The sequence below is a fragment of the Escherichia marmotae genome (assembly GCF_002900365.1).
GTDB classification, from domain to species: Bacteria; Pseudomonadota; Gammaproteobacteria; order Enterobacterales; family Enterobacteriaceae; genus Escherichia; species Escherichia marmotae.
This window is the reverse complement of record NZ_CP025979.1, coordinates 3513949-3540644: the sequence shown is the minus strand read 5'-3', so window position 1 is coordinate 3540644 and position 26696 is coordinate 3513949. Positions and strand designations below refer to the sequence as shown.

General features: G+C 50.8%; 18 protein-coding genes, 5 tRNA genes, 3 rRNA genes and 1 riboswitch. Of the genes, 2 read left to right on the top strand and 24 right to left on the bottom strand.

The annotated features are described in order from the left end of the window. Window positions 1-34: 34 nt before the first annotated feature. The 12 genes from rpoB to C1192_RS18150 form a co-directional block, all read right to left on the bottom strand. On the bottom strand, window positions 35-4063 hold the full coding sequence (gene rpoB / locus C1192_RS18210) for a DNA-directed RNA polymerase subunit beta (protein WP_001314338.1): 4029 nt from the start codon (window positions 4061-4063) through the stop codon (window positions 35-37). 318 nt (window positions 4064-4381) lie between these two features. Next, entirely contained in the window at window positions 4382-4747 is a 366-nt protein-coding gene (gene rplL / locus C1192_RS18205; RefSeq protein ID WP_000028878.1) for a 50S ribosomal protein L7/L12, read from the bottom strand. A gap of 66 nt (window positions 4748-4813) precedes the next feature. Next, complete coding sequence (gene rplJ / locus C1192_RS18200) at window positions 4814-5311, bottom strand: 50S ribosomal protein L10 (protein WP_001207201.1); 498 nt, start codon at window positions 5309-5311, stop codon at window positions 4814-4816. A 292-nt stretch (window positions 5312-5603) separates the two neighbouring features. Next, on the bottom strand, window positions 5604-6308 hold the full coding sequence (gene rplA / locus C1192_RS18190; protein WP_001096679.1) for a 50S ribosomal protein L1: 705 nt from the start codon (window positions 6306-6308) through the stop codon (window positions 5604-5606). A gap of 3 nt (window positions 6309-6311) precedes the next feature. Beyond that, window positions 6312-6740 carry a 50S ribosomal protein L11 gene (rplK, locus tag C1192_RS18185; protein WP_001085926.1) on the bottom strand — a complete coding sequence of 143 codons (429 nt, stop codon included), beginning with the start codon at window positions 6738-6740 and terminating at the stop codon, window positions 6312-6314. 158 nt (window positions 6741-6898) lie between these two features. Further along, a complete protein-coding gene (gene nusG, locus C1192_RS18180) occupies window positions 6899-7444 on the bottom strand; it encodes a transcription termination/antitermination protein NusG (protein WP_001287521.1) in 546 nt (181 codons plus the stop codon). A 1-nt stretch (window position 7445) separates the two neighbouring features. Then, on the bottom strand, window positions 7446-7829 hold the full coding sequence (gene secE, locus C1192_RS18175) for a preprotein translocase subunit SecE (RefSeq protein WP_001275702.1): 384 nt from the start codon (window positions 7827-7829) through the stop codon (window positions 7446-7448). 229 nt (window positions 7830-8058) lie between these two features. Next, on the bottom strand, window positions 8059-9243 hold the full coding sequence (gene tuf, locus C1192_RS18170) for an elongation factor Tu (RefSeq protein ID WP_000031784.1): 1185 nt from the start codon (window positions 9241-9243) through the stop codon (window positions 8059-8061). A gap of 114 nt (window positions 9244-9357) precedes the next feature. Beyond that, window positions 9358-9433 (bottom strand) — tRNA-Thr (locus C1192_RS18165). 6 nt (window positions 9434-9439) lie between these two features. Continuing rightward, window positions 9440-9514: transfer RNA gene (locus C1192_RS18160), tRNA-Gly, on the bottom strand. Window positions 9515-9629: 115 nt separating this feature from the next. Continuing rightward, window positions 9630-9714, bottom strand: a tRNA-Tyr gene (locus C1192_RS18155). A gap of 8 nt (window positions 9715-9722) precedes the next feature. Further along, window positions 9723-9798: transfer RNA gene (locus C1192_RS18150), tRNA-Thr, on the bottom strand. A 361-nt stretch (window positions 9799-10159) separates the two neighbouring features. Here C1192_RS18150 and coaA point away from each other — a divergent pair. Then, a complete protein-coding gene (coaA, locus tag C1192_RS18135) occupies window positions 10160-11110 on the top strand; it encodes a type I pantothenate kinase (RefSeq protein ID WP_000023077.1) in 951 nt (316 codons plus the stop codon). 34 nt (window positions 11111-11144) lie between these two features. Here coaA and C1192_RS18130 read toward each other — a convergent pair whose 3' ends face one another. The 9 genes from C1192_RS18130 to btuB all read right to left on the bottom strand — a co-directional run bounded on the left by C1192_RS18130 (window position 11145) and on the right by btuB (window position 22731). Further along, window positions 11145-12473: an IS4-like element IS4 family transposase gene (locus C1192_RS18130; protein ID WP_103194765.1), complete on the bottom strand. Its 1329-nt coding sequence runs from the start codon at window positions 12471-12473 to the stop codon at window positions 11145-11147. Between the two features lie 102 nt (window positions 12474-12575). After that, the gene (gene birA / locus C1192_RS18125; protein WP_000654622.1) at window positions 12576-13541 is read right to left on the bottom strand and encodes a bifunctional biotin--[acetyl-CoA-carboxylase] ligase/biotin operon repressor BirA; all 966 of its coding nucleotides are present in this window, start codon (window positions 13539-13541) and stop codon (window positions 12576-12578) included. After that, entirely contained in the window at window positions 13538-14566 is a 1029-nt protein-coding gene (murB, locus tag C1192_RS18120) for a UDP-N-acetylmuramate dehydrogenase (protein ID WP_038354867.1), read from the bottom strand. Before murB ends, birA begins: the two co-directional genes overlap by 4 nt. Window positions 14567-14700: 134 nt before the next feature. Further along, window positions 14701-14816 (bottom strand): 5S ribosomal RNA (rrf, locus tag C1192_RS18115). Between the two features lie 93 nt (window positions 14817-14909). Then, a 23S ribosomal RNA gene (locus tag C1192_RS18110) occupies window positions 14910-17814 on the bottom strand. A gap of 195 nt (window positions 17815-18009) precedes the next feature. Continuing rightward, window positions 18010-18085 (bottom strand) — tRNA-Glu (locus tag C1192_RS18105). 85 nt (window positions 18086-18170) lie between these two features. Further along, window positions 18171-19712, bottom strand: a 16S ribosomal RNA gene (locus tag C1192_RS18100). The 16S, 23S and 5S rRNA genes sit together here with 1 tRNA gene alongside, the layout of an rRNA operon. A gap of 372 nt (window positions 19713-20084) precedes the next feature. Next, complete coding sequence (gene murI / locus C1192_RS18095) at window positions 20085-20942, bottom strand: glutamate racemase (protein ID WP_000201835.1); 858 nt, start codon at window positions 20940-20942, stop codon at window positions 20085-20087. Continuing rightward, window positions 20887-22731: a TonB-dependent vitamin B12 receptor BtuB gene (gene btuB / locus C1192_RS18090; RefSeq protein WP_000591341.1), complete on the bottom strand. Its 1845-nt coding sequence runs from the start codon at window positions 22729-22731 to the stop codon at window positions 20887-20889. Before btuB ends, murI begins: the two co-directional genes overlap by 56 nt. A gap of 65 nt (window positions 22732-22796) precedes the next feature. Next, window positions 22797-22987: riboswitch (cobalamin riboswitch) on the bottom strand. A 113-nt stretch (window positions 22988-23100) separates the two neighbouring features. On the opposite strand from btuB, the gene trmA reads away from it, so the two are divergent. Further along, on the top strand, window positions 23101-24201 hold the full coding sequence (trmA, locus tag C1192_RS18085; RefSeq protein ID WP_038354770.1) for a tRNA (uridine(54)-C5)-methyltransferase TrmA: 1101 nt from the start codon (window positions 23101-23103) through the stop codon (window positions 24199-24201). A 39-nt stretch (window positions 24202-24240) separates the two neighbouring features. On the opposite strand, the gene C1192_RS18080 is transcribed toward trmA, so the two are convergent. The 3 genes from C1192_RS18080 to C1192_RS18070 form a co-directional block, all read right to left on the bottom strand. After that, window positions 24241-24600 carry a YijD family membrane protein gene (locus tag C1192_RS18080; protein ID WP_000806410.1) on the bottom strand — a complete coding sequence of 120 codons (360 nt, stop codon included), beginning with the start codon at window positions 24598-24600 and terminating at the stop codon, window positions 24241-24243. Continuing rightward, entirely contained in the window at window positions 24600-25250 is a 651-nt protein-coding gene (gene fabR, locus C1192_RS18075; protein WP_001309117.1) for an HTH-type transcriptional repressor FabR, read from the bottom strand. The genes C1192_RS18080 and fabR overlap by 1 nt, the downstream gene beginning before the upstream one ends. Before the next feature lie 103 nt (window positions 25251-25353). Continuing rightward, window positions 25354-26670 (bottom strand): citrate-proton symporter, encoded by a 1317-nt coding sequence (locus C1192_RS18070; RefSeq protein ID WP_000125454.1) that lies wholly within the window; start codon window positions 26668-26670, stop codon window positions 25354-25356. Window positions 26671-26696 lie beyond the last annotated feature (26 nt).

Here is a 26696-nt window from a genome sequence, read left to right as displayed (position 1 = left end):
TTACCCCGACAGCAGTGACCTGTTTGAGCGAGAATTACTCGTCTTCCAGTTCGATGTTGATACCCAGCGAACGAATCTCTTTCAACAATACGTTGAAGGATTCTGGCATGCCCGGTTCCATCTGATGGTTGCCGTCCACGATGTTCTTATACATCTTGGTACGACCGTTCACGTCATCAGACTTAACGGTGAGCATTTCCTGCAGGGTGTATGCCGCGCCGTATGCTTCCAGCGCCCACACTTCCATCTCCCCGAAACGCTGACCACCGAACTGTGCCTTACCACCCAGCGGCTGCTGAGTAACCAGGCTGTAAGAACCGGTAGAACGCGCGTGCATCTTGTCGTCGACCAGGTGGTTCAGTTTCAGCATGTACATGTAACCTACGGTTACCGGGCGTTCGAACTGTTCACCAGTGCGGCCGTCGTACAGGGTGATCTGACCAGAAGTCGGCAGGTCGCCAAGTTTCAGAAGCTCTTTAATTTCCGCTTCTTTCGCACCGTCGAATACCGGCGTTGCGATCGGCATACCTTTGCGCAGGTTTTCAGCCAGGCGCATCACTTCTTCATCGCTGAAGGTACTCAGGTCAACTTTCTGACGAACGTCAGCGCCCAGATCGTAGGCACGCTGGATGAACTCGCGCAGTTTCGCGACTTCCTGCTGCTGTTTCAGCATGGCATTGATCTTGTCACCGATACCTTTAGCAGCCATACCCAGGTGGGTTTCCAGAATCTGACCGATGTTCATACGAGACGGTACGCCTAGCGGGTTCAGTACGATGTCTACCGGCGTACCGTTTTCATCGTAAGGCATATCTTCGATCGGGTTGATCTTAGAAATTACACCCTTGTTACCGTGACGACCTGCCATCTTGTCACCAGGCTGGATACGGCGTTTAACGGCCAGATATACCTTAACAATCTTCAGCACGCCCGGTGCCAGATCGTCACCCTGGGTGATTTTGCGGCGTTTCGCTTCGAGTTTCTTCTCGAACTCGTGTTTCAGTTCGTCATACTGCTCAGCCAGTTGTTCTAGCTGATTTTGTTTCTCTTCGTCGGTCAGGCCCAGTTCCAGCCAGCGATCGCGCGGCAGTTTGTCGAGCTTCTCAGCTTCAACACCACCGGCTACCAGCACAGCTCGGATACGGCTGAACAGACCCGCTTCGAGGATCTGCAGTTCTTCAGACAGGTCTTTCTTCGCCTGTTTGAGCTGCATTTCTTCGATTTCCAGCGCACGTTTGTCTTTTTCTACGCCATCGCGAGTAAAGACCTGAACGTCGATAACCGTACCGGATACACCGTTTGGTACACGTAGAGAAGAGTCTTTAACGTCAGACGCTTTCTCACCGAAGATCGCACGCAACAGTTTCTCTTCTGGGGTCAGTTGGGTTTCACCTTTCGGCGTTACCTTACCAACCAGAATGTCGCCACCGGTCACTTCCGCACCAATGTAAACGATACCGGATTCATCCAGTTTGGAGAGCGCAGCTTCACCCACGTTCGGGATATCAGCGGTGATCTCTTCTGGCCCCAGCTTGGTGTCACGAGACACACACGCCAGCTCCTGGATGTGGATGGTGGTGAAACGGTCTTCCTGAACAACACGCTCGGATACGAGGATGGAGTCTTCGAAGTTGTAGCCGTTCCACGGCATGAACGCCACGCGCATGTTCTGACCGAGCGCCAGTTCACCGAGGTCGGTGGACGGACCGTCTGCCAGCACGTCGCCACGTTCTACCGGCTCACCCAGAGAAACACATGGCATCTGGTTGATACAGGTGTTCTGGTTAGAACGGGTGTACTTGGTCAGGTTGTAGATATCGATACCTGCTTCGCCCGGGTACATCTCGTCTTCGTTAACTTTGATAACGATACGAGAAGCATCCACGTACTGAACGACACCACCACGTTTAGCAACCGCAGTTACACCGGAGTCAACGGCAACAGCACGTTCCATACCAGTACCAACCAGCGGCTTATCAGCACGCAGAGTCGGAACGGCCTGACGTTGCATGTTCGCACCCATCAATGCACGGTTGGCGTCATCGTGTTCAAGGAACGGGATCAGGGACGCACCGACGGATACCACCTGCTGGGTGGATACGTCCATGTAGTCAACCTGGTCGCGGCTGAACAAGCTGGATTCGCCTTTGCTACGGCAGGTTACCAGATCTTCTACGAAGTGGCCTTCTTCATCCAGGTTGGAGTTCGCCTGGGCGATAACGTAGTTGCCTTCTTCGATAGCAGACAGGTAGTGAATTTCGTCAGTTACAACACCGTCGGTTACTTTACGATACGGAGTCTCAAGGAAGCCGTATTCGTTAGTCTGTGCGTACACGGACAGGGAGTTGATCAGACCGATGTTCGGACCTTCAGGGGTTTCGATTGGACATACGCGACCGTAGTGAGTCGGGTGTACGTCTCGAACCTCGAAGCCTGCGCGTTCACGGGTCAGACCGCCTGGGCCGAGTGCGGAGATACGACGTTTGTGCGTAATCTCAGACAGTGGGTTGTTCTGGTCCATAAACTGAGACAACTGACTGGAACCAAAGAACTCTTTCACTGCTGCAGAAATCGGCTTGGCGTTGATCATGTCCTGAGGCATCAGGGTATCCAGATCGCCCAGAGACAGACGCTCTTTCACCGCACGCTCTACACGTACCAGGCCAACGCGGAACTGGTTTTCAGCCATTTCGCCAACAGAACGGATACGACGGTTGCCGAGGTGGTCGATATCATCGACTTCGCCTTTACCGTTACGGATATCAATGAGCTTTTTCATAACATCAATGATGTCGTCTTTGCTCAGGATACCAGAACCTTCAATTTCTTCACGCAGCAGAGAACGGTTGAACTTCATACGACCAACCGCAGACAGGTCATAGCGGTCTTCGGAGAAGAACAGGTTCTCAAACAGGCTTTCAGCGGCTTCACGAGTCGGCGGCTCGCCAGGACGCATCATACGGTAGATTTCTACCAGTGCGCTCAGACGGTCATTAGTTGGGTCGACACGTAAGGTTTCAGAGATATACGGGCCGTGATCCAGATCGTTGGTGAACAGCGTTTCGATACGCTTGTGACCAGACTGGCTCAGCTTAGCCAGCAGATCCAAGCTCAGCTCCATGTTCGCTGCGCAGATCAGCTCGCCGGTAGACTCATCAATATAGTCTTTAGCAACTACTTTACCTGCGATGTACTCAACCGGGACTTCGATCAGTTTTACGTCGTCTTTTTCCAGTTGGCGAATGTGGCGCGCAGTAATACGGCGGCCTTTTTCTACGTACACTTTACCGTTAGCTTCGATGTCAAAAGATGCGGTTTCACCACGCAGGCGTTCCGGCACCAGTTCCATCTGCAGCTTGTTATCACGGATTTCGAAAATAACTTTTTCGAAGAACAGGTCGAGGATCTGTTCAGTGGTGTAATTCAGGGCACGCAGAATGATGGTCGCAGGCAGTTTACGGCGACGGTCGATACGTACGAACAGGTTGTCCTTCGGATCGAATTCGAAGTCCAGCCAGGAACCACGGTAAGGAATAATACGCGCGTTATACAGTACTTTACCCGAAGAGTGGGTTTTACCTTTGTCGGAGTCGAAGAAGACGCCCGGACTACGGTGCAACTGGGAAACGATAACACGCTCAGTACCATTGATAACAAAAGTACCGTTGTCAGTCATGAGCGGAATTTCGCCCATGTAGACTTCTTGTTCTTTAATGTCTTTTACGGTGCCTTCCGGCGCTTCGCGCTCATAGATCACCAGACGCAGTTTAACGCGCAGCGGTGCGGAATAGGTCACGCCACGGATTTGACATTCCTGGACGTCAAACACTGGTTCGCCAAGGCGGTAGCTGACGTATTGCAGCTCGGAATTACCGCTGTAGCTCTGAATCGGGAACACGGAACGGAAAGCAGCTTCCAGACCATACTGCCCTTCAGGATCTTGCTCGATAAATTTCTGAAACGAGTCAAGCTGGATAGAAAGGAGATAAGGCACATCCAGAACTTGTGGACGTTTACCAAAATCCTTACGAATACGTTTTTTCTCGGTATAGGAGTAAACCATAGGGTTCCTCAGCTCGCTGACAAGTCGACCCATCTGTCCATTGAGCGGACAGTTTGTGCAACACTATTTTGTTGACCGGAAAATGGATACTTTCCGCAATGCCTGTTGCTATCACGCTTAAACCATTTCATTGCGATTTACACAGAGCGGACGCTCTGTCGCAGTATATTAAGTCGTCGATAGAAACAAGCATTGAAAGGCACAGCAGTAGTCAAACAGTGTGAAACGCTACTGGCGCCTTACAGCGCAAAAAGGCTGGTGACTAAAAAGTCACCAGCCATCAGCCTGATTCCTCAGGCTGCAACCGGAAGGGTTGGCTTATTTAACTTCAACTTCAGCGCCAGCTTCTTCCAGAGCTTTTTTCAGTGCTTCAGCGTCATCTTTGCTCACGCCTTCTTTCAGAGCAGCCGGAGCAGATTCTACCAAGTCTTTAGCTTCTTTCAGACCCAGGCCAGTTGCGCCACGTACTGCTTTGATAACAGCAACTTTGTTAGCGCCAGCAGCTTTCAGAATTACGTCGAATTCAGTTTTTTCTTCAGCAGCTTCAACCGGGCCAGCAGCTACAGCTACAGCAGCAGCAGCGGAAACACCGAATTTTTCTTCCATTGCAGAGATCAGTTCTACAACGTCCATTACAGACATAGCTGCAACTGCTTCAATGATTTGATCTTTAGTGATAGACATTTAAATTGTTCCTGAATATCAGAATAAGTTTATACGTAAGCGAATGCGTTAAACAGATAACTGCGATTAAGCAGCTTCTTTCGCATCGCGTACAGCAGCCAGAGTACGAACCAGTTTGCCAGCCGAAGCTTCTTTCATGGTTGCCATCAGGCGTGCAATTGCTTCTTCGTAGGTCGGCAGAGTTGCCAGGCGGTCGATCTGAGACGCCGGGATCAGCTCACCTTCAAAGGCAGCGGCTTTGACCTCAAATTTTGCATTCGCTTTCGCGAACTCTTTGAACAGACGAGCAGCAGCGCCCGGATGTTCCATAGAGTATGCAATAAGGGTCGGACCAACAAACGCATCTTTCAGGCACTCGAACGGAGTACCTTCAACAGCACGACGCAGCAGGGTGTTACGAACAACACGCATGTATACGCCAGCTTCGCGACCTGCTTTACGCAGTTCAGTCATTTTATCTACAGTTACGCCACGGGAATCCGCAACTACTGCAGACAGCGCGCCTTTGGCTACTTCGCTGACTTCAGCAACAATCGCTTGTTTGTCTTGAAGATTTAAAGCCATTAGCTTTGCTCCTGGATGTTTGCCAGAGAAAATCTCTGGAACTCACTTCACTCCTCCAAACGGAGAGAGCGTCTTAATTACGGTGAGCAGAAACAAGCCAGAATATAAAAGAATAATCTTAGCGTTCTGTCACCGTCTACGCAGGGTATTAAGTCTCTTACGAAACACCTGCGGTCTTCGACGGAGGCCTGGATTAGGCCAGGCTCCAACGAACAAATCTTTTTAGCCGCTAACTTTCGTTAACGTACGTGGGGGTAAGATTGTAGACAAAATCACCGCCCACGTAAAGGCATTAGTTTGCAGAAGCGCTCAGGCCAGCCTGGTCAACTGCAACACCTGCACCCATGGTGGTGGAGATGCTAACTTTCTTGATGTACACGCCTTTCGCCTGAGTAGGTTTTGCTTTTTTCAGCGCAACCAGCAGAGCTTCCAGGTTTTCTTTCAGTTTGTCAGCGTCAAAGTCCACTTTACCGATGGTAGTGTGGATGATGCCGTTTTTGTCGTTACGGTAACGGATCTGGCCAGCTTTAGCGTTTTTAACCGCTTCAGCTACGTTCGGCGTTACAGTACCCACTTTCGGGTTTGGCATCAGGCCGCGCGGACCCAGAACCTGGCCCAGTTGGCCAACAACGCGCATTGCATCCGGAGAAGCAATAACAACGTCAAAGTTCATTTCGCCTTTCTTGATCTGATCAGCCAGATCTTCCATACCTACCAGCTCAGCGCCTGCAGCTTTAGCAGCTTCAGCATTTGCGCCCTGGGTAAATACGGCTACGCGAACGGAACGGCCAGTACCGTGCGGCAGTACAGTTGCGCCACGTACGTTCTGGTCAGATTTACGAGCGTCGATGCCGAGGTTAACAGCAACGTCCACGCTTTCTACGAATTTAGCAGTCGCCAGCTCTTTCAGCAGAGCGATAGCTTCGTTGATGTCGTACTGTTTGGTCGCATCAACTTTCTCGCGGATAACACGCATGCGCTTGGTCAGTTTAGCCATTTCTTAGTCCTCCACTACCAGGCCCATGGAACGTGCAGTACCTTCGATGGAGCGAGTCATCGCTTCAATGTCGGCACCGGTCATGTCGGCAGCTTTGGTCTGCGCGATTTCCTGCAACTGAGCGCGGGAAATTTTACCCACTTTGTCTTTGTTCGGCTTACCGGAACCAGACTTGATACCAGCCGCTTTTTTCAGCAGAACTGCTGCCGGCGGAGTCTTGGTAACGAAAGTGAAAGAACGGTCAGCGTAAACGGTGATAACTACCGGAATCGGCAGACCTTTTTCGATGGAATCAGTTTTTGCGTTGAACGCTTTGCAGAATTCCATGATGTTTACGCCCTGCTGACCCAGAGCCGGACCTACTGGCGGACTCGGGTTAGCCATACCAGCCGCAACCTGCAGCTTGACATAGGCTTGTACTTTCTTAGCCATTATAAATTCCTCAAGTTGGGTAATAGCGCCTCAGAGAGGCTCCCCGTGATATAAAAAATCGTTTTACGGGCAAGGCCCATAAAAACAAAAGGCGCGAAATTGTATTCCAATCTCGCGCCTTGTGCAACGATTTAATCGCCGCTTTTTTGATCGCTGTGTTAGGCTTTTTCAACCTGGCTGAAGTCCAGTTCTACCGGGGTCGCACGACCAAAGATAGAAACAGAGACTTTCAGACGAGACTTCTCGTAATCAACCTCTTCAACGACACCGTTGAAGTCAGCGAACGGACCATCATTAACACGAACCATTTCACCTGGTTCAAACAGCGTTTTCGGACGCGGCTTATCACCAACCTGCTGCAGGCGGTTCATAATCGCATCGACTTCTTTATCGCTGATTGGCGCCGGACGATCGGAAGTACCGCCGATGAAGCCCATCACACGCGGTACGCTGCGCACCAGATGCCAGCTCGCATCGTTCATCACCATCTGAACGAGGACGTAGCCAGGGAAGAATTTGCGTTCGCTTTTGCGACGCTGACCGCCACGGATCTCAACGACTTCTTCAGTCGGGACCATGACTTCGCCAAACAACTCTTCCATGTTGTGTAATTTGATATGCTCACGCAGCGATGTTGCTACGCGGCCTTCAAAACCGGAAAACGCCTGAACGACGTACCAGCGCTTTTTAGGAGCTTCAGACATCTCAGAACCTCAGGCCAGTGATAAAGGATACCAGGCGAACCAGAATACCATCCAGTCCCCACAGGATCAGTGACATTACTGCGGTAACCGCAGCCACAATCAGCGTGGTGTGCAATGTTTCCTGGCGAGTCGGCCAAATGACCTTACGGACTTCGGTACGCGCTTCACGGGCAAAAGCAACGGTTGCTTTACCTTTTGTCGTTAACAGCGCGACACCACCCGCTGCAGCAATCAGAATTACTACGGCCAGCGCACGCAGCGGCAGCATAATGTCGCGATAAAGGTAATTGCCGACAATTGCCACCAGGAGCAATGCCACCACAACGACCCACTTCATCGCTTCCAGGCCGCGCCCGCTTCCTTGAGCTTCGGTATTCGCACTCATAAACCAACCTGTCAGAAGTATTCTACAAACATTTTCACCCCGCGATCGCGAGGCAAACCAAATCGAAACGCGTATTCGCTTTTCGGATTATACGCCCTCAACAGAGCCTGTCTCAGCAATGATTATGACAAAGAAAATCACTGATGAGCCAGGTTCTGGTACGAAAGCGTGCAAAAAGGGCATCAAATGATGCCCTTTTATTGCGCATTGCGTCAAATGTTATCGGCAATTAGCTCAGAACTTTAGCTACAACGCCCGCGCCAACGGTACGGCCGCCTTCACGGATTGCGAAACGCAGACCGTCGTCCATCGCGATCGGGTGGATCAGGGTAACAACCATTTTGATGTTGTCGCCCGGCATTACCATCTCTACGCCTTCCGGCAGTTCGATAGTACCAGTCACGTCAGTAGTACGGAAGTAGAACTGCGGACGGTAGCCTTTGAAGAACGGAGTATGACGGCCGCCTTCATCTTTGGACAGAATGTACACTTCAGATTCGAACTTGGTGTGCGGCTTGATGGTGCCCGGCTTAGCCAGTACCTGACCACGTTCGATTTCTTCACGTTTGATACCACGCAGCAGAACACCTACGTTCTCACCAGCACGGCCTTCGTCCAGCAGTTTGCGGAACATTTCAACGCCAGTACAGGTAGACTTCTGAGTCTCTTTGATACCAACGATTTCAACTTCTTCGCCAACTTTGATGATACCGCGTTCCACACGACCGGTAACAACAGTACCACGACCGGAGATGGAGAATACGTCTTCGATCGGCAGCAGGAACGGCTTGTCAATCGCACGCTCTGGTTCCGGAATGTAAGAATCCAGGAAGCCAGCCAGTTCCAGGATTTTCGCTTCCCACTCTGCATCGCCTTCCAGCGCTTTCAGTGCAGAACCACGAACGATCGGAGTGTCGTCGCCCGGGAAGTCGTACTGAGACAGAAGTTCACGAACTTCCATTTCAACCAGTTCCAGCAGCTCTTCGTCATCAACCATGTCGCATTTGTTCAGGAACACGATGATGTACGGAACGCCTACCTGACGACCCAGCAGGATGTGCTCACGGGTTTGCGGCATCGGGCCGTCAGTCGCAGCAACAACCAGGATCGCGCCATCCATCTGAGCAGCACCAGTGATCATGTTTTTAACATAGTCGGCGTGCCCCGGGCAGTCTACGTGTGCGTAGTGACGGGTCGGGGTGTCGTATTCAACGTGAGAAGTGTTGATGGTGATACCACGAGCTTTTTCTTCCGGCGCGTTATCGATCTGATCGAATGCGCGAGCAGCACCGCCGTAGGTTTTAGCCAGTACGGTAGTGATTGCAGCGGTCAGCGTTGTTTTACCATGGTCAACGTGGCCGATAGTACCGACGTTAACGTGCGGTTTTGTACGTTCAAACTTTTCTTTAGACATCGATTGTCCCTCTAAGACACGGATAAATCGGTGATATCACCACATCAACCAGGCAACATGCCCGACTTGTTGAATGCAATAAACAGAAGGAAAAAACAGGGAGGAGAAAAGAAGTGGTGCTGATAGGCAGATTCGAACTGCCGACCTCACCCTTACCAAGGGTGCGCTCTACCAACTGAGCTATATCAGCACATCTTGGAGCGGGCAGCGGGAATCGAACCCGCATCATCAGCTTGGAAGGCTGAGGTAATAGCCATTATACGATGCCCGCATCCTAGAACTCGGCTACCTGATTTTCATTCTGCACTGAATATCGAGAGAAGCTCTCTTTATTCGAGCCGGTAAGCGAACTTATCGTCTCGGGCTACGCATCGCGTGGCCGAAATTGGTGGTGGGGGAAGGATTCGAACCTTCGAAGTCTGTGACGGCAGATTTACAGTCTGCTCCCTTTGGCCGCTCGGGAACCCCACCGGACTTGATGGTGCCGACTACCGGAATCGAACTGGTGACCTACTGATTACAAGTCAGTTGCTCTACCTACTGAGCTAAGTCGGCATCAAGTAGCGCGCATTCTATGGAGACATGCGCGCTCATGCAACTAAAAAATTGCATAATTTGTTTTATCGGTCACATTTTACACAACTCGATGAAGAAACAGTCAAACTGGGGACAGATTAGCATACTTTTTCAGCATCATTCTGTTTAACAATGCACTCAAGCTAAAACACAATTCTTTTTAGTAGATGGAATATCTGTCACATTGCTTTTCAACGATAGCTTGTCGAAAGAGATTTTTTCTTATTATTCCTCCCAATCTGGTGTTACCCTCCTGCCCATTAACCCATTCAACAGAACTGTGACGCGCCATAGCAAATATCGCTTTGCCGATAGAGCTATGATCGCCAGAAACATGCTTATGAGTATAAAAGAGCAAACGTTAATGACGCCTTACCTACAGTTTGACCGCAACCAGTGGGCAGCTCTGCGTGATTCCGTACCTATGACGTTATCGGAAGATGAGATCGCCCGTCTCAAAGGTATAAATGAGGATCTCTCGTTAGAAGAAGTTGCCGAGATCTATTTGCCTTTATCGCGTTTGCTGAACTTCTATATAAGCTCAAACTTGCGCCGTCAGGCAGTTCTGGAACAATTTCTTGGTACTAACGGACAACGCATTCCTTACATTATCAGCATCGCGGGTAGCGTTGCGGTGGGGAAAAGTACGACCGCCCGTGTATTACAGGCTCTATTAAGCCGTTGGCCGGAACACCGTCGTGTTGAACTGATCACCACCGATGGTTTTCTTCATCCCAACAAAGTGCTTAAAGAACGTGGTCTGATGAAGAAGAAAGGCTTCCCGGAGTCGTACGATATGCATCGTCTGGTGAAGTTTGTTTCCGATCTAAAATCGGGAGTGCCAAACGTTACAGCACCGGTTTACTCGCATCTTATTTATGATGTGATCCCGGATGGCGATAAAACTGTCGTGCAGCCTGATATTTTAATTCTTGAAGGATTAAATGTCTTACAGAGCGGTATGGATTACCCACACGATCCGCATCATGTTTTTGTTTCTGATTTTGTCGATTTTTCGATATATGTTGATGCTCCTGAAGACTTACTGCAGACATGGTATATCAACCGCTTCCTGAAATTCCGTGAAGGCGCTTTTACAGATCCGGATTCCTATTTCCATAACTACGCTAAATTAACAAAAGAAGAAGCGATCAATACTGCCTTGACGCTTTGGAAGGAAATCAACTGGCTGAACTTAAAGCAAAATATTCTTCCTACTCGCGAACGTGCCAGCCTGATCCTGACCAAAAGTGCTAATCATGCGGTAGAAGAAGTCAGACTACGCAAATAATTTAAAGGGGGAGCTATTGCTTAATGCCAGTCAGTTAAGCAACTGACTGGCTCTTTTTCGGGGCTGTGGGGTATTTCCAGGGCCTCTCCTTTACCACTCTCGGGAAGGCTCTTTCCCTTCTTGTCGGTAATTTCACAAGTTGTCCCATACTTGCAAGATCGCGCATCAGCTCCGGTATACGTCCCGGTGAAGCGCCCTGCAATGTCATCAGCATTCTCATCACCATTCCGCATGATTCTGAGAAACTCAGTTGATTCGGCCAGTAACCTTTCAGATGTTCTGCCATTTTAATCATCTGATATCTCACCAGATTATAAGCCAGTAAGACACCCCACAGCTCTTGCTCCACAAGCTCCGGCTTTTTACTTCTCAGCGTCAGCCTGCTCAGTTGCATCGTCTGTTTTATCTCCCTGTATCCCAGTTCGATTTCCCAGCGATGACTGTACAGATCCGCCATTTCTCCTCCGGGGAAGCGCATGGCGTCCGTCATCGACGTCAGCAGATGGCAGACTTTTCCTTTGCGCGTCACGGTCAGCAGGCGGGCTGTCACCTCATTTCCCAGCCCCGGCCACTTTTTTCGTGCCTGCGGGCTGGTTTTCAGCTTCACCAGATGATCGCCTTTACCCAGTTTTCTGATCTCTTCATATTGCGCTCCCTTTCTGAGAGGGATCATCCAGTGGCGGTGTTCTCCCGCCTGGCTCCAGGCATTTAACAGTCCCAGTGAGTAATAACCTTTATCCATTAACGTCAGGGTGTTATCGCCGGTTTGTTCTATAAGTTGCTCAGCAAGCTCATTTTCGCTGTTCTTCATCGTGCCGAAGGCTGCAGCCGTCAGCAGATGGCTGGTCAGTTCCATCTGGCAGACCATTTTGACCTGCGGGTAGAGCGCCGGGTTCCCGGCATGTGTCTGGCGGGGGAAGGCTGCATCGTTCTCTGGTGTATCCGGTGTGCGCCAGAACACACCATCGATGGCCAGCAGGGTCAGGCCGCACCAGTGCGGATGCGGCGTGGTGTTATGCCAGAGCTGCGCTGTTTTCGTGAACACGCGGCGGACAGCCTCACTTCCCAGGCGCTGGCGGGCCTGAATAACGGCACTGGGGGCAACGAAGGGGCGATTGCCCGGTAGCATGATGTCCAGGCGATTCACAATCTGGTGAAGAGGTTCTTTACGCTCAAGCGCCATGCCAACAATACACCAGACCATCATTTCGAGGGGAAGACGGCGCTTGCGTAGCGTTACAGTACCTGATTCGGCAAGGCAACGAGAGATGAGTTCGGGGTCGAGGTAATCCCCCAGAGAAGTCAGTGGGTTACGCAGAGAATCGTAACGGGATACCAGATCAAGGGCCTGTCCAATGTGCATAAAAAAATCCGGAAACGAGTGAGCGTTTCCGGATTCTTACACAGCCACTGGATCGGTCAACTGATCCTTAACTGATCGGCATTAGAGCTATTGCTCCCTTTTTTATTTATCTGCGCTTCGTAGCGATATTTCACCGCCCATCCAGGGTTTAATTATCCCATCCTGTTCAAGCAATAATGCGCCTTGGTTATCTATCCCGCGCGAAATCCCAAATATTTCTTTATCACCAATGATAAGTTTCACTGGGCGATTAATAAAATTATCCAGTTTTTCCCAACGAGCCAAATAAGGAGTAAGTCCTTCTTGCTCGAAGAGTTCCAGCGCCGCCCGTAATTCACGTATAAGCGTGGCTGCCAGAGTATTACGATCCAGATTGATCCCCGCTTCTTGCAAGGTGATCCATCCCTGATTAACGACACTCTCTTCGACTCGACGCATGGCCATGTTGATCCCGGCACCGATGACAATTTGTGCCGCATCGCCGGTTTTGCCCGTCAGTTCAACGAGAATACCCGCCAGCTTGCGATCCTGCAGATAGAGGTCGTTTGGCCATTTAACACGAACTTTATCAGCTCCCAGCGTGCGTAGTACTTCCGCCATCACGATACCGATAACCAGGCTTAAACCAATCGCCGCAGCAGGGCCTTGCTCCAGACGCCAGAACATTGATAAATATAAGTTTGCGCCAAAAGGAGAAAACCATTTCCGCCCACGGCGACCACGACCCGCTTGCTGATATTCTGCGACACAGGCATCGCCCGATTTAAGCTCTCCTATACGGTCAAGGAGGTACTGGTTCGTAGAATCAATCACCGGTAACACAGCAACATTACCACCATCCAGGTGACTCAATATCTGTTCGGCATTAAGTAACTGGATTGGTTCAGGCAGGCTGTATCCTTTGCCCGGAACGGTAAATACATCAACACCCCAGTCACGCAGTGTCTGAATGTGTTTATTAATAGCCGCCCGACTCATTCCCAACGTTTCACCCAGTTGCTCGCCGGAGTGAAATTCGCCGTTCGCTAACAGGGCGATCAATTTCAGTGGAACAGTATTATCCTTCATGAAATTGTCTCCACTGCGCTCACTTCACCTGATGCACCAATAAAGCGGACTTCGGGGTCAAGCCAGACGTTAAATCTTTCACCGACTTTCTGCCTTACGTGATGTGCCAGTTGTACGACGTCTTCACTTTTCGCATTGCCTTCATTAATAAGAACTAGCGCCTGTTGACGATGTACCGCAGCCCCGCCAATCTGTGCCCCTTTTAGCTGACACTGATCGATGAGCCAGCCAGCAGCCAGTTTTACTGAACCATCCGCCTGGAGGTAATTAGGTGCCGTTGGAAATTGTGCCAGTAACGCTTTAGCCATTTCGACTGAAACAACAGGATTTTTGAAGAAACTACCGGCATTACCGTTCACTTTTGGATCGGGAAGTTTTGTAGTTCTCATATGACACACCGCATCAAATACTTGCTGTGGTGTCACCGTTGAAGGCTCCAGACGAGTTAAGTCACCATAGGTCAGTACAGGTTGCCACTCTTTTGGCAGGCGCAGACCTACGGCTACAATGGCGAAGCGATCCTGATATTCATGCTTAAAAATACTGTCACGATAACCAAAACGACACTCTTTAGCTGTTAAGCGCACTTGCTTGCCTGTCGTCAGTTCAACGCAGTCAACATAATAGCAAACTCGCTGTAATTCTACGCCATAAGCACCAATATTCTGGATAGGCGATGAGCCGACACAGCCCGGAATTAATGCCAGATTTTCCAGCCCGGGCATACCTTGCTGCAAAGTGTATTTCACCAGATGATGCCAGTTTTCTCCCGCCCCAACATGTAAATACCAAGCATCAGGCGTATCGTTAATTTCAATACCTTTGATCCGGTTGATAATCACCGTTCCGCAGTAATCTTCCAGGAAAAGTACGTTACTTCCTTCACCCAGAATAAGAACTGGCTGTCCTTCTGCGGTTGCATGCTGCCAGGCATTGAGTAGTTGTTTTTCGTCTTCCACGCATACAATGTGCTTCGCATTGCGATCAATGCCGAAGGTGTTCCAGGGTTTTAAGGAGTGGTTCATAGCTGCTTTCCTGATGCAAAAACGTGGCTAGTTTACCGTATCTGCGGGGGGATGGCTTGTAGATATAACGACAGGAAGAGTTTTCACCAGCGCAAAAAGGCCATCCTTACGGATGGCCTTTCGCTTTATTTGATGCCTGGCAGTTCCCTACTCTCGCATGGGGAGACCCCACACTACCATCGGCGCTACGGCGTTTCACTTCTGAGTTCGGCATGGGGTCAGGTGGGACCACCGCGCTATCTCCGCCAGGCAAATTCTGTTTATTAACCCGCTTTCGCCGGCTAATCTAATCTGTATCAGGCTGAAAATCTTCTCTCATCCGCCAAAACATCTTCGGCGTTGTAAGGTTAAGCCTCACGGTTCATTAGTACCGGTTAGCTCAACGCATCGCTGCGCTTACACACCCGGCCTATCAACGTCGTCGTCTTCAACGTTCCTTCAGGAGACTTAAAGTCTCAGGGAGAACTCATCTCGGGGCAAGTTTCGTGCTTAGATGCTTTCAGCACTTATCTCTTCCGCATTTAGCTACCGGGCAGTGCCATTGGCATGACAACCCGAACACCAGTGATGCGTCCACTCCGGTCCTCTCGTACTAGGAGCAGCCCCCCTCAGTTCTCCAGCGCCCACGGCAGATAGGGACCGAACTGTCTCACGACGTTCTAAACCCAGCTCGCGTACCACTTTAAATGGCGAACAGCCATACCCTTGGGACCTACTTCAGCCCCAGGATGTGATGAGCCGACATCGAGGTGCCAAACACCGCCGTCGATATGAACTCTTGGGCGGTATCAGCCTGTTATCCCCGGAGTACCTTTTATCCGTTGAGCGATGGCCCTTCCATTCAGAACCACCGGATCACTATGACCTGCTTTCGCACCTGCTCGCGCCGTCACGCTCGCAGTCAAGCTGGCTTATGCCATTGCACTAACCTCCTGATGTCCGACCAGGATTAGCCAACCTTCGTGCTCCTCCGTTACTCTTTAGGAGGAGACCGCCCCAGTCAAACTACCCACCAGACACTGTCCGCAACCCGGATCACGGGTCAACGTTAGAACATCAAACATTAAAGGGTGGTATTTCAAGGTCGGCTCCATGCAGACTGGCGTCCACACTTCAAAGCCTCCCACCTATCCTACACATCAAGGCTCAATGTTCAGTGTCAAGCTATAGTAAAGGTTCACGGGGTCTTTCCGTCTTGCCGCGGGTACACTGCATCTTCACAGCGAGTTCAATTTCACTGAGTCTCGGGTGGAGACAGCCTGGCCATCATTACGCCATTCGTGCAGGTCGGAACTTACCCGACAAGGAATTTCGCTACCTTAGGACCGTTATAGTTACGGCCGCCGTTTACCGGGGCTTCGATCAAGAGCTTCGCCTTGCGGCTGACCCCATCAATTAACCTTCCGGCACCGGGCAGGCGTCACACCGTATACGTCCACTTTCGTGTTTGCACAGTGCTGTGTTTTTAATAAACAGTTGCAGCCAGCTGGTATCTTCGACTGATTTCAGCTCCACGAGCAAGTCGCTTCACCTACATATCAGCGTGCCTTCTCCCGAAGTTACGGCACCATTTTGCCTAGTTCCTTCACCCGAGTTCTCTCAAGCGCCTTGGTATTCTCTACCTGACCACCTGTGTCGGTTTGGGGTACGATTTGATGTTACCTGATGCTTAGAGGCTTTTCCTGGAAGCAGGGCATTTGTTGCTTCAGCACCGTAGTGCCTCGTCATCACGCCTCAGCCTTGATTCTCCGGATTTGCCTGGAAAATCAGCCTACACGCTTAAACCGGGACAACCGTCGCCCGGCCAACATAGCCTTCTCCGTCCCCCCTTCGCAGTAACACCAAGTACAGGAATATTAACCTGTTTCCCATCGACTACGCCTTTCGGCCTCGCCTTAGGGGTCGACTCACCCTGCCCCGATTAACGTTGGACAGGAACCCTTGGTCTTCCGGCGAGCGGGCTTTTCACCCGCTTTATCGTTACTTATGTCAGCATTCGCACTTCTGATACCTCCAGCATGCCTCACAGCACACCTTCAACGGCTTACAGAACGCTCCCCTACCCAACAACACATAGTGTCGCTGCCGCAGCTTCGGTGCATGGTTTAGCCCCGTTACATCTTCCGCGCAGGCCGACTCGACCAGTGAGCTATTACGCTTTCTTTAAATGATGGCTGCTTCTAAGCCAACATCCTGGCTGTCTGGGCCTTCCCACATCGTTTCCCACTTAACCATGACTTTGGGACCTTAGCTGGCGGTCTGGGTTGTTTCCCTCTTCACGACGGACGTTAGCACCCGCCGTGTGTCTCCCGTGATAACATTCTCCGGTATTCGCAGTTTGCATCGGGTTGGTAAGTCGGGATGACCCCCTTGCCGAAACAGTGCTCTACCCCCGGAGATGAATTCACGAGGCGCTACCTAAATAGCTTTCGGGGAGAACCAGCTATCTCCCGGTTTGATTGGCCTTTCACCCCCAGCCACAAGTCATCCGCTAATTTTTCAACATTAGTCGGTTCGGTCCTCCAGTTAGTGTTACCCAACCTTCAACCTGCCCATGGCTAGATCACCGGGTTTCGGGTCTATACCCTGCAACTTAACGCCCAGTTAAGACTCGGTTTCCCTTCGGCTCCCCTATTCGGTTAACCTTGCTACAGAATATAAGTCGCTGACCCATTATACAAAAGGTACGCAGTCACCCCATTAAAGAGGCTCCCACTGCTTGTACGTACACGGTTTCAGGTTCTTTTTCACTCCCCTCGCCGGGGTTCTTTTCGCCTTTCCCTCACGGTACTGGTTCACTATCGGTCAGTCAGGAGTATTTAGCCTTGGAGGATGGTCCCCCCATATTCAGACAGGATACCACGTGTCCCGCCCTACTCATCGAGCTCACAGCATGTGCATTTTTGTGTACGGGGCTGTCACCCTGTATCGCACGCCTTTCCAGACGCTTCCACTAACACACACACTGATTCAGGCTCTGGGCTCCTCCCCGTTCGCTCGCCGCTACTGGGGGAATCTCGGTTGATTTCTTTTCCTCGGGGTACTTAGATGTTTCAGTTCCCCCGGTTCGCCTCATTAACCTATGGATTCAGTTAATGATAGTGTGACGAATCACACTGGGTTTCCCCATTCGGAAATCGCCGGTTATAACGGTTCATATCACCTTACCGACGCTTATCGCAGATTAGCACGTCCTTCATCGCCTCTGACTGCCAGGGCATCCACCGTGTACGCTTAGTCGCTTAACCTCACAACCCGAAGATGTTTCTTTCGAACCATCATCGTGTTGCGAAAATTTGAGAGACTCACGAATAATCTTTCGACTATTCAGTGTTTCAATTTTCAGCTTGATCCAGATTTTTAAAGAGCAAATATCTCAAACATCACTCGTAAGTGAGTTTTGAGATACAGTGGCCGGCGACTTTCACTCACAAACCAGCAAGTGGCGTCCCCTAGGGGATTCGAACCCCTGTTACCGCCGTGAAAGGGCGGTGTCCTGGGCCTCTAGACGAAGGGGACGTATCAGTCTGCTTCGCAAGACGCCTTGCTTTTCACTTTCTATCAGACAATCTGTGTGAGCACTTCAAAGAACGCTTCTTTAAGGTAAGGAGGTGATCCAACCGCAGGTTCCCCTACGGTTACCTTGTTACGACTTCACCCCAGTCATGAATCACAAAGTGGTAAGCGCCCTCCCGAAGGTTAAGCTACCTACTTCTTTTGCAACCCACTCCCATGGTGTGACGGGCGGTGTGTACAAGGCCCGGGAACGTATTCACCGTGGCATTCTGATCCACGATTACTAGCGATTCCGACTTCATGGAGTCGAGTTGCAGACTCCAATCCGGACTACGACGCACTTTATGAGGTCCGCTTGCTCTCGCGAGGTCGCTTCTCTTTGTATGCGCCATTGTAGCACGTGTGTAGCCCTGGTCGTAAGGGCCATGATGACTTGACGTCATCCCCACCTTCCTCCAGTTTATCACTGGCAGTCTCCTTTGAGTTCCCGGCCGGACCGCTGGCAACAAAGGATAAGGGTTGCGCTCGTTGCGGGACTTAACCCAACATTTCACAACACGAGCTGACGACAGCCATGCAGCACCTGTCTCACAGTTCCCGAAGGCACCATCCCATCTCTGGAATGTTCTGTGGATGTCAAGACCAGGTAAGGTTCTTCGCGTTGCATCGAATTAAACCACATGCTCCACCGCTTGTGCGGGCCCCCGTCAATTCATTTGAGTTTTAACCTTGCGGCCGTACTCCCCAGGCGGTCGACTTAACGCGTTAGCTCCGGAAGCCACGCCTCAAGGGCACAACCTCCAAGTCGACATCGTTTACGGCGTGGACTACCAGGGTATCTAATCCTGTTTGCTCCCCACGCTTTCGCACCTGAGCGTCAGTCTTCGTCCAGGGGGCCGCCTTCGCCACCGGTATTCCTCCAGATCTCTACGCATTTCACCGCTACACCTGGAATTCTACCCCCCTCTACGAGACTCAAGCTTGCCAGTATCAGATGCAGTTCCCAGGTTGAGCCCGGGGATTTCACATCTGACTTAACAAACCGCCTGCGTGCGCTTTACGCCCAGTAATTCCGATTAACGCTTGCACCCTCCGTATTACCGCGGCTGCTGGCACGGAGTTAGCCGGTGCTTCTTCTGCGGGTAACGTCAATGAGCAAAGGTATTAACTTTACTCCCTTCCTCCCAGCTGAAAGTACTTTACAACCCGAAGGCCTTCTTCATACACGCGGCATGGCTGCATCAGGCTTGCGCCCATTGTGCAATATTCCCCACTGCTGCCTCCCGTAGGAGTCTGGACCGTGTCTCAGTTCCAGTGTGGCTGGTCATCCTCTCAGACCAGCTAGAGATCGTCGCCTAGGTGGGCCGTTACCCCGCCTACTAGCTAATCCCATCTGGGCACATCCGATGGCAAGAGGCCCGAAGGTCCCCCTCTTTGGTCTTGCGACGTTATGCGGTATTAGCTACCGTTTCCAGTAGTTATCCCCCTCCATCGGGCAGTTTCCCAGACATTACTCACCCGTCCGCCACTCGTCAGCAAAGAAGCAAGCTTCTTTCTGTTACCGTTCGACTTGCATGTGTTAGGCCTGCCGCCAGCGTTCAATCTGAGCCATGATCAAACTCTTCAATTTAAAAGTTTGATGCTCAAAGAATTAAACTTCGTAATGAATTACGTGTTCACTCTTGAGACTTGGTATTCATTTAGCGTCTTGCGACGTTAAGAATCCGTATCTTCGAGTGCCCACACAGATTGTCTGATAAATTGTTAAAGAGCAGTGCCGCTTCGCTTTTTCTCAGCGGCGCGGGGTGTGCATAATACGCTTTCCCGCTACAGAGTCAAGCATTTTTTCGCTTTTCTCTGTCGAAGTTCTCAGGAGAACCCCGCTGACCCGGCGGCTTATTTGCCGTTGTTCCGTGTCAGTGGTGGCGCATTATAGGGAGTTATTCCGGCCTGACAAGAGGAAATTTAAAATAATTTTCCGAATGCGCAAGTTTCAATCAAATCAGCCTGAAACTGTCAGTTTTTCGAGCGTTTTAAAGCCGTAACGCTGTAAAACGGACAATAACTGTTCAGCTTCTGGCGTCATTGCCATACAAAAGGCAATATTCGCATCGACTGATTTTGCATCAGGGGCTTCATGCTCCAGTAACCAGGCCGTTCGGCGGGCAATCGCTGCGCCTGAATCCACCAACCGGGTTCCCTCTGGCAGCACCTGCAACAGTTCATCTTGTAATAGAGGGAAGTGGGTACATCCCAGAACAACAGTATCTGGCGGCTCTTTCATTCTTAACCACGGGCGCAAGATACGCTTTAGTGCATCCAGAGAAACTTCATTGCCATGCAGCTTCGCTTCAGCCAGCTCGACCATCTCTGCCGAACCGAGCATTTCTATCTGGCATTCATTGGCGAAACGCGCGATCAACTCATGGGTATAAGAACGTTTAACTGTTCCGCGAGTTGCCAGCAGTCCAACAATGCCATTAGCGGTCAGACGCGCTGCGGGTTTAATCGCCGGAACGACGCCGACAACCGGGAAGTCAAACTTTTCGCGTAATGCAGGAAGTGAAACGGTACTGGCGGTGTTGCAAGCCACCACCGCCAATGCAAGGGGATAACGTTCTTGCACTGCAGTGACAATTTCCACCACGCGCTCAACAATAAACTCTTCGCTTTTTTCGCCATACGGGAAAGCGACGTTATCAAAAGCATAAATGTAATGGAGATCCGGTAAGAGACGCCGGATCTCGTCATAGACCGACAGCCCACCGACGCCGGAGTCAAACACCAGCACGGTGGGACGTGGTTCAGAAGGTGTAGCTGCCAGACAAGGTGTATTCCCGTCCTGCAGTTTGGTAGCCATAGACTGTCTCGTAATCTTTGTCGAACAGGTTGGCTATTTTACCACGAACAGTCAGATGAGAGGTGACCGGATATGCAACCGCAATATCCCACAAGCTCACACCGCCCATTTTCACAGTTTGATAGGGATAAGATGAGTAATCCTTATCATAGCGAGTACCTAAATACTGGTAAGTAATACCCCAATCAAAATCATACAGTTGCCAGTCGAGCTGATATTTCACCTGCTGTTTAGCGCGACGTAATAACGGCGTGTCGGTAATCGCATTACGTGCGTCGACATAATCGTAACTCACCGTATGTGTCAGCGGTCCGGTATCAAAATTGGCGGTCGCCTCGACGCCTTTAATCCGCGCTTTCCCTTCGTTGTAGTATTTCAGGATGTGATCGTCATAATCGATCAGGTCACTGATATCGTTACGATACCCGGAGATACGCCAGTTCACCCCGGCGGTTAAACCCTCAAACGCACCTTCCCACTGTTTGCTTTTTTCGGGGTTCAGATCCGGATTACCGTAGAAACCGTACAGTTGCCCAAGATTAGGTGCCTTGTACGACGTGCCATAAGAAGCGATAAAGCGATAGCCTTCAATGAACTCCCAACCAGCACTGGTTTGCCAGGTGCCATGACGACCAAACTGTGAGTTATCATCGCTGCGTGCAGCACCTTCAAACGTAAAATCGCCAACTTGTTGTACCCCGGTCAGATAGATCCCCGTATTACGTTGATCATACCCATCTGCAACATATCCAGTGCCTGGCGTCGTAGTTTGCTTCTGCCAGTCAACACCCGCGCCGATATTACCGTGACCAACGGTGACGTTGTTTGCCCACTGGACGGTGTACTGCTTCATCTCATCGAGCGTCGCGGACGAATCATAACGACCATAATGCGGATCGTAGTTGTAATCTTTGCTGTGGCTGTAACTGGTAATCAGTTGTGATTTAATCAGCTCGCCGTTATAGCGCAGCCCGGTGTCCCAACTTTGGCTATAGAGTTTACGGGTATCGAGTAACGGTGAGCCGGGAGAATAATACGCGTCATAATTGGTACGATTATCATAGCCATAGCCGCGCACAAAGCCGCTCCAGGTGTCAGTAAAATTATGCTCCAGCGCACCATAAAGCGTTTTACTTAAAAAACCATCGTTATCTGGTTGTGCTTGCGTTCCGGTATTGCCATAGGCGACAACATCAAATCCATGGGTATGGGCATAATCGGCCAACAGAGTTACCCGTGTTTTATCCCCCAGTTGTTGCTGCGTAGAAACATCGTAGTTCTGATAACTATTACTTCCCCATCCCGCTGAAATTTCCGTGCCGGATTCATCACGCGTGGTGATGATATTCACCACTCCGCCTATTGCATCAGAACCATAAACGGCAGATCGCGGTCCACGGATATATTCAACTCGCTGGACAAGCGCAATAGGGAATTGGCTAAGGTCGGCAGAACCACTGACCCCCGCCAAATTCAGGCGTACGCCATCAATTAACACCAATACATGGCTGGCGTTTGTACCACGAATAAAAATAGAAGAGAGCTGACCTGAACCGCCATTCTGGGTGATATCCACGCCCGGCAGACGACGTAGAACATCGTTCACCGAGGCCGACTGCCAGCGGTCAATATCCTGACGTGTCACAACGGTAGTTGGAGCAAGCACAGTGCTGCGAGGCTGTTCAAAACGGTTAGCAGTAACAACGAGAGTATCCGGGCTGGTGTCCTGTGCCCAAGCGGAAAAGGCTGTGACGGAACACGCCGTCAGCAGCGAAGCTTTTTTAATCATTGTAAAGCATCCACAATAGAAGAAGGATGCCGCAGGTTTCATCAATATTACGCGATGATGAGAACCAGATGCGACGTTGGCCGGCAGGTCTTCGGGCTTGGAGGGGTATCTGAGGATACAAAGAGATGATGACTTCCCACCGGATGGCAGTGTCCGCATTACGCAATCATCGCACCTTTCCTTACCGCTGCGCGTCAGCTCCAGATTCGCACTGGATTCCCTATTAACTCACAGGACCGGCGAGTGGATGCTACAGGTTGTAACAAGTTGCTGTCCAGACGTCGCGCATAAATAGGAATTCATCAAGATCTGGACATCTGATGAGCAATCCCTACAATCGCCGCGTACATTTCATTTTCAGGATACATCATGACCCCCGAACACCTTCCAACAGAACAGTATGAAGCGCAGTTAGCCGAAAAAGTGGTACGTTTACAAAGTATGATGGCGCCGTTTTCTGACCTGGTTCCGGAAGTGTTTCGCTCGCCGGTCAGTCATTATCGGATGCGAGCAGAATTCCGCATCTGGCACGATGGCGATGACCTGTACCACATCATTTTCGATCAACAGACCAAAAGCCGCATCCACGTAGATAGCTTCCCCGCCGCCAGTGAACTGATCAACCAGTTGATGACGGCGATGATTGCGGGTGTGCGTAATAATCCCGTTCTGCGCCACAAGCTGTTCCAGATTGATTACCTCACCACATTGAGCAATCAGGCCGTCGTTTCTCTGCTGTACCATAAAAAGCTGGATGACGAGTGGCGTCAGCAGGCAGAAGCCCTGCGCGATGCACTGCGAGCGCAGAATCTGAATGTGCATTTGATTGGTCGGGCAACGAAAACAAAAATCGAGCTGGATCAGGATTACATTGATGAGCGTCTGCCGGTCGCAGGGAAAGAGATGATCTACCGTCAGGTAGAAAACAGCTTCACCCAGCCAAACGCGGCGATGAATATTCAGATGCTGGAATGGGCGCTGGATGTTACCAAAGGCTCAAAAGGCGATTTACTGGAGTTGTACTGCGGCAACGGTAATTTTTCATTAGCTCTGGCGCGCAATTTTGATCGAGTATTAGCCACCGAAATCGCCAAGCCGTCGGTCGCTGCCGCGCAATACAATATTGCTGCTAACCATATAGATAACGTACAAATTATTCGTATGGCGGCGGAAGAGTTTACTCAAGCGATGAATGGCGTGCGTGAGTTTAACCGTCTGCAAGGTATCGACCTGAAGAGTTATCAGTGCGAAACCATTTTTGTCGACCCACCGCGCAGCGGTCTGGACAGTGAAACCGAGAAAATGGTGCAGGCGTATCCGCGTATTTTGTATATCTCCTGCAACCCGGAAACGTTATGTAAGAATCTGGAAACATTAAGCCAGACGCACAAGGTTGAACGTCTGGCTCTGTTTGATCAGTTCCCCTACACGCACCATATGGAGTGTGGCGTATTACTAACCGCTAAGTAAAACCCATGCTGGATGCGCCAGCATCCAGCATGATACTGATTACTCAGCAATTTCCTGCTTACGGTTACGCATCTTCGCGCCAATCCAGAACACCATAATGACGGACAGCACGGCCGGGAAGAAGTTAGAACCGATATCCGGATATTCCGCACGAACCACCGTGCTGTACAGCAGAACACCGAGAATAAAACAGGCAGCAGCCAGACCCGGCAAACCTACCGGCATAGTGCGATTAAGATAACGTTGATGCAGGCAGTAGACCGTCAGCACCAGGGAAATAATCGGGAATACAGAAAATGGCACAATGGAGCTAAACAGCGCCGCAAAAGTACCATTGATCGATAAGCCTGCAACCAGCGCCAGCAGCAGCGTACCTCTATCTTGATTTGCTTGTTTCATTACTCGTCCTTCACATTTCCCGGAATAATTGCGGTTTTTTCTTGTTCACGGCGATACCAGTAATAAGCCCCTTTCGAAATCATTCGCAGTTGCAGTACCAGTCGCTCTTCTAATTGCCGACGTTGTTCGACGCCGACATCCAACGCCTCGGCACCCGCACTGAAGACAATCGTCACCATTGCTTCGGCTTGCGCTTCAGTAAACGCACGAGGCATATGGTTTTCAAGTTCCAGATAGTCCGCAAGTTCCGCAATGAAGTGCTGAATTTCACGCGCAACAGCGGCACGGAACGCAGCGGAGGTGCCGGAGCGTTCCCGCAATAATAACCGGAAGGCGTTCGGATTATTACCGATGAACTCCATAAATGTGGAGACCGAGGTGCGGATCACACTCCCGCCTTTAGCAATACGCTGACGCGCCTGGCGCATGAGTTGGCGCAGCATTAAACCGCTCTCATCAACCATGGTCAGACCAAGTTCGTCTACGTCGCGGAAATGCCGATAAAAAGAGGTGGGAGCAATGCCCGCTTCACGCGCCACTTCACGCAAACTCAGGCTGGCGAAGCTACGTTCAGCACTTAATTGGCTAAATGCGGCTTCCACCAGAGAACGGCGGGTTTTTTCTTTTTGTTGCGCTCTTACGCCCATCACGATGTCTAAATCCTTGCCAAAAGTACTGTTGGCACTATACCAGAGAATGAACATACTGGATTGCTCCAGTGTTGTGAATGAACGGTAACGCAATAAAACACATTTACTGCAACTCTTTAGCCGGTTCTTTCACAAACAACAACGCCAGCATCGACAACAACGTACCTCCGCCCAGATACCACGCTGGCGCCGTCAGGCTATCCAGTAACACAATGGATTGCGTGGCAAAGTATTGCGCAAACCCGCCGAAGATTGCTACGCCAATGCTATAAACCAGTGCGAAGCCCAATGCCCGAATCCGTTTCGGTAACAGTTCGGAAATCAGCAACATTACCGGTACACCGCCAAGCGTGGTGAAGCTGACCATCACGAAAACCACCGTCAGCAACATGCCGGGACTGGGATAATTCACCAACAGCCAGAACGATGGCCAGCTACAGATCAACACCATCACGCGGGAGATTAAAATCAGCTTTTTACGCCCGACCGAATCACACAGCATCCCCACCAACAACGCCCCCACAAACGTAATAACGCCCGCCAGTAACATCGCTGCATGAGAATAGTGTTGAGGCATCGCCAGATACTTCGCAGCCCAGGTGCCGTAGTAAAAGAGGGAGATATAGGTTGCAACCGTACTACCAATAGCGAGTAAAACACCATTAACGATGGTTGCTTTATGTTGCAAGAGCAGAGAAAACGCGCTTTCGCTGGCTGCGGCTTTTTTATGGTGCACAGGTTCAGGCACATCGTTTTCCAGACTCAGGCGCAGCCAGCAACCGATGGGCGCTAACAGCACACCAATAAAAAACGGTACACGCCAGCCCCACTCCGCCATTACGGTTTCTGAACCTGTGGCGAACGGCAGCCATGCGCTCAAACCCAAAGCGACGACACCACCAAAGGTCGTTGCCAGCCCCTGGGTCGCCAGCGACCAGCTACTGTAAAAGCCGCGACGATTTGCCGGAGCTGACTCAACCAGCAAAGACATTGAGGCACCGACTTCACCGCCTGCCGCAACGCCCTGAATCAGGCGCGCCAGCACCAGCGTCGCTGTTCCCCAATATCCCGCCGTCGCATATGTTGGCGCAATGCCGATCATCAGCGTACCGAGACTCATCAGGGCAATGGTAAACACCATCGCCGGTTTCCGCCCGAAACGATCGGCCCAGGCACCAACGATAATCCCACCAAGCGGGCGCATAAAAAAGCTCACGCCAAACGTTGCAAATGCCAGTAACAGCGCGACATTGTGATCGGCACTGGGTGGGAAGAAAAGCGTGCTGATATAGACCACAAAAAAGTTGTAAACGCCAAAATCAAAAAATTCGAGCGCATTGCCAAACGCCGAGGCAAAAATCACCCGTTTGCCGCTGGGCTTTTTCCTTACGTCCACTGTTTCATTTACGATCGCCGTCATTCCATGTTCCTTGCCAGATAGTGATG

Coding starts and splice junctions, on each gene's coding strand:
- murI (WP_000201835.1), bottom strand. CDS start 20,942: ATGGCTACCAAACTGCAGGACGGGAATACACCTTGTCTGGCAGCTACA.
- btuB (WP_000591341.1), bottom strand. CDS start 22,731: ATGATTAAAAAAGCTTCGCTGCTGACGGCGTGTTCCGTCACAGCCTTT.
- secE (WP_001275702.1), bottom strand. CDS start 7,829: ATGAGTGCGAATACCGAAGCTCAAGGAAGCGGGCGCGGCCTGGAAGCG.
- trmA (WP_038354770.1), top strand. CDS start 23,101: ATGACCCCCGAACACCTTCCAACAGAACAGTATGAAGCGCAGTTAGCC.
- rplA (WP_001096679.1), bottom strand. CDS start 6,308: ATGGCTAAACTGACCAAGCGCATGCGTGTTATCCGCGAGAAAGTTGAT.
- tuf (WP_000031784.1), bottom strand. CDS start 9,243: ATGTCTAAAGAAAAGTTTGAACGTACAAAACCGCACGTTAACGTCGGT.
- nusG (WP_001287521.1), bottom strand. CDS start 7,444: ATGTCTGAAGCTCCTAAAAAGCGCTGGTACGTCGTTCAGGCGTTTTCC.
- birA (WP_000654622.1), bottom strand. CDS start 13,541: ATGAAGGATAATACTGTTCCACTGAAATTGATCGCCCTGTTAGCGAAC.
- rpoB (WP_001314338.1), bottom strand. CDS start 4,063: ATGGTTTACTCCTATACCGAGAAAAAACGTATTCGTAAGGATTTTGGT.
- C1192_RS18130 (WP_103194765.1), bottom strand. CDS start 12,473: ATGCACATTGGACAGGCCCTTGATCTGGTATCCCGTTACGATTCTCTG.
- C1192_RS18070 (WP_000125454.1), bottom strand. CDS start 26,670: ATGACGGCGATCGTAAATGAAACAGTGGACGTAAGGAAAAAGCCCAGC.
- rplJ (WP_001207201.1), bottom strand. CDS start 5,311: ATGGCTTTAAATCTTCAAGACAAACAAGCGATTGTTGCTGAAGTCAGC.
- rplK (WP_001085926.1), bottom strand. CDS start 6,740: ATGGCTAAGAAAGTACAAGCCTATGTCAAGCTGCAGGTTGCGGCTGGT.
- murB (WP_038354867.1), bottom strand. CDS start 14,566: ATGAACCACTCCTTAAAACCCTGGAACACCTTCGGCATTGATCGCAAT.
- C1192_RS18080 (WP_000806410.1), bottom strand. CDS start 24,600: ATGAAACAAGCAAATCAAGATAGAGGTACGCTGCTGCTGGCGCTGGTT.
- coaA (WP_000023077.1), top strand. CDS start 10,160: ATGAGTATAAAAGAGCAAACGTTAATGACGCCTTACCTACAGTTTGAC.
- rplL (WP_000028878.1), bottom strand. CDS start 4,747: ATGTCTATCACTAAAGATCAAATCATTGAAGCAGTTGCAGCTATGTCT.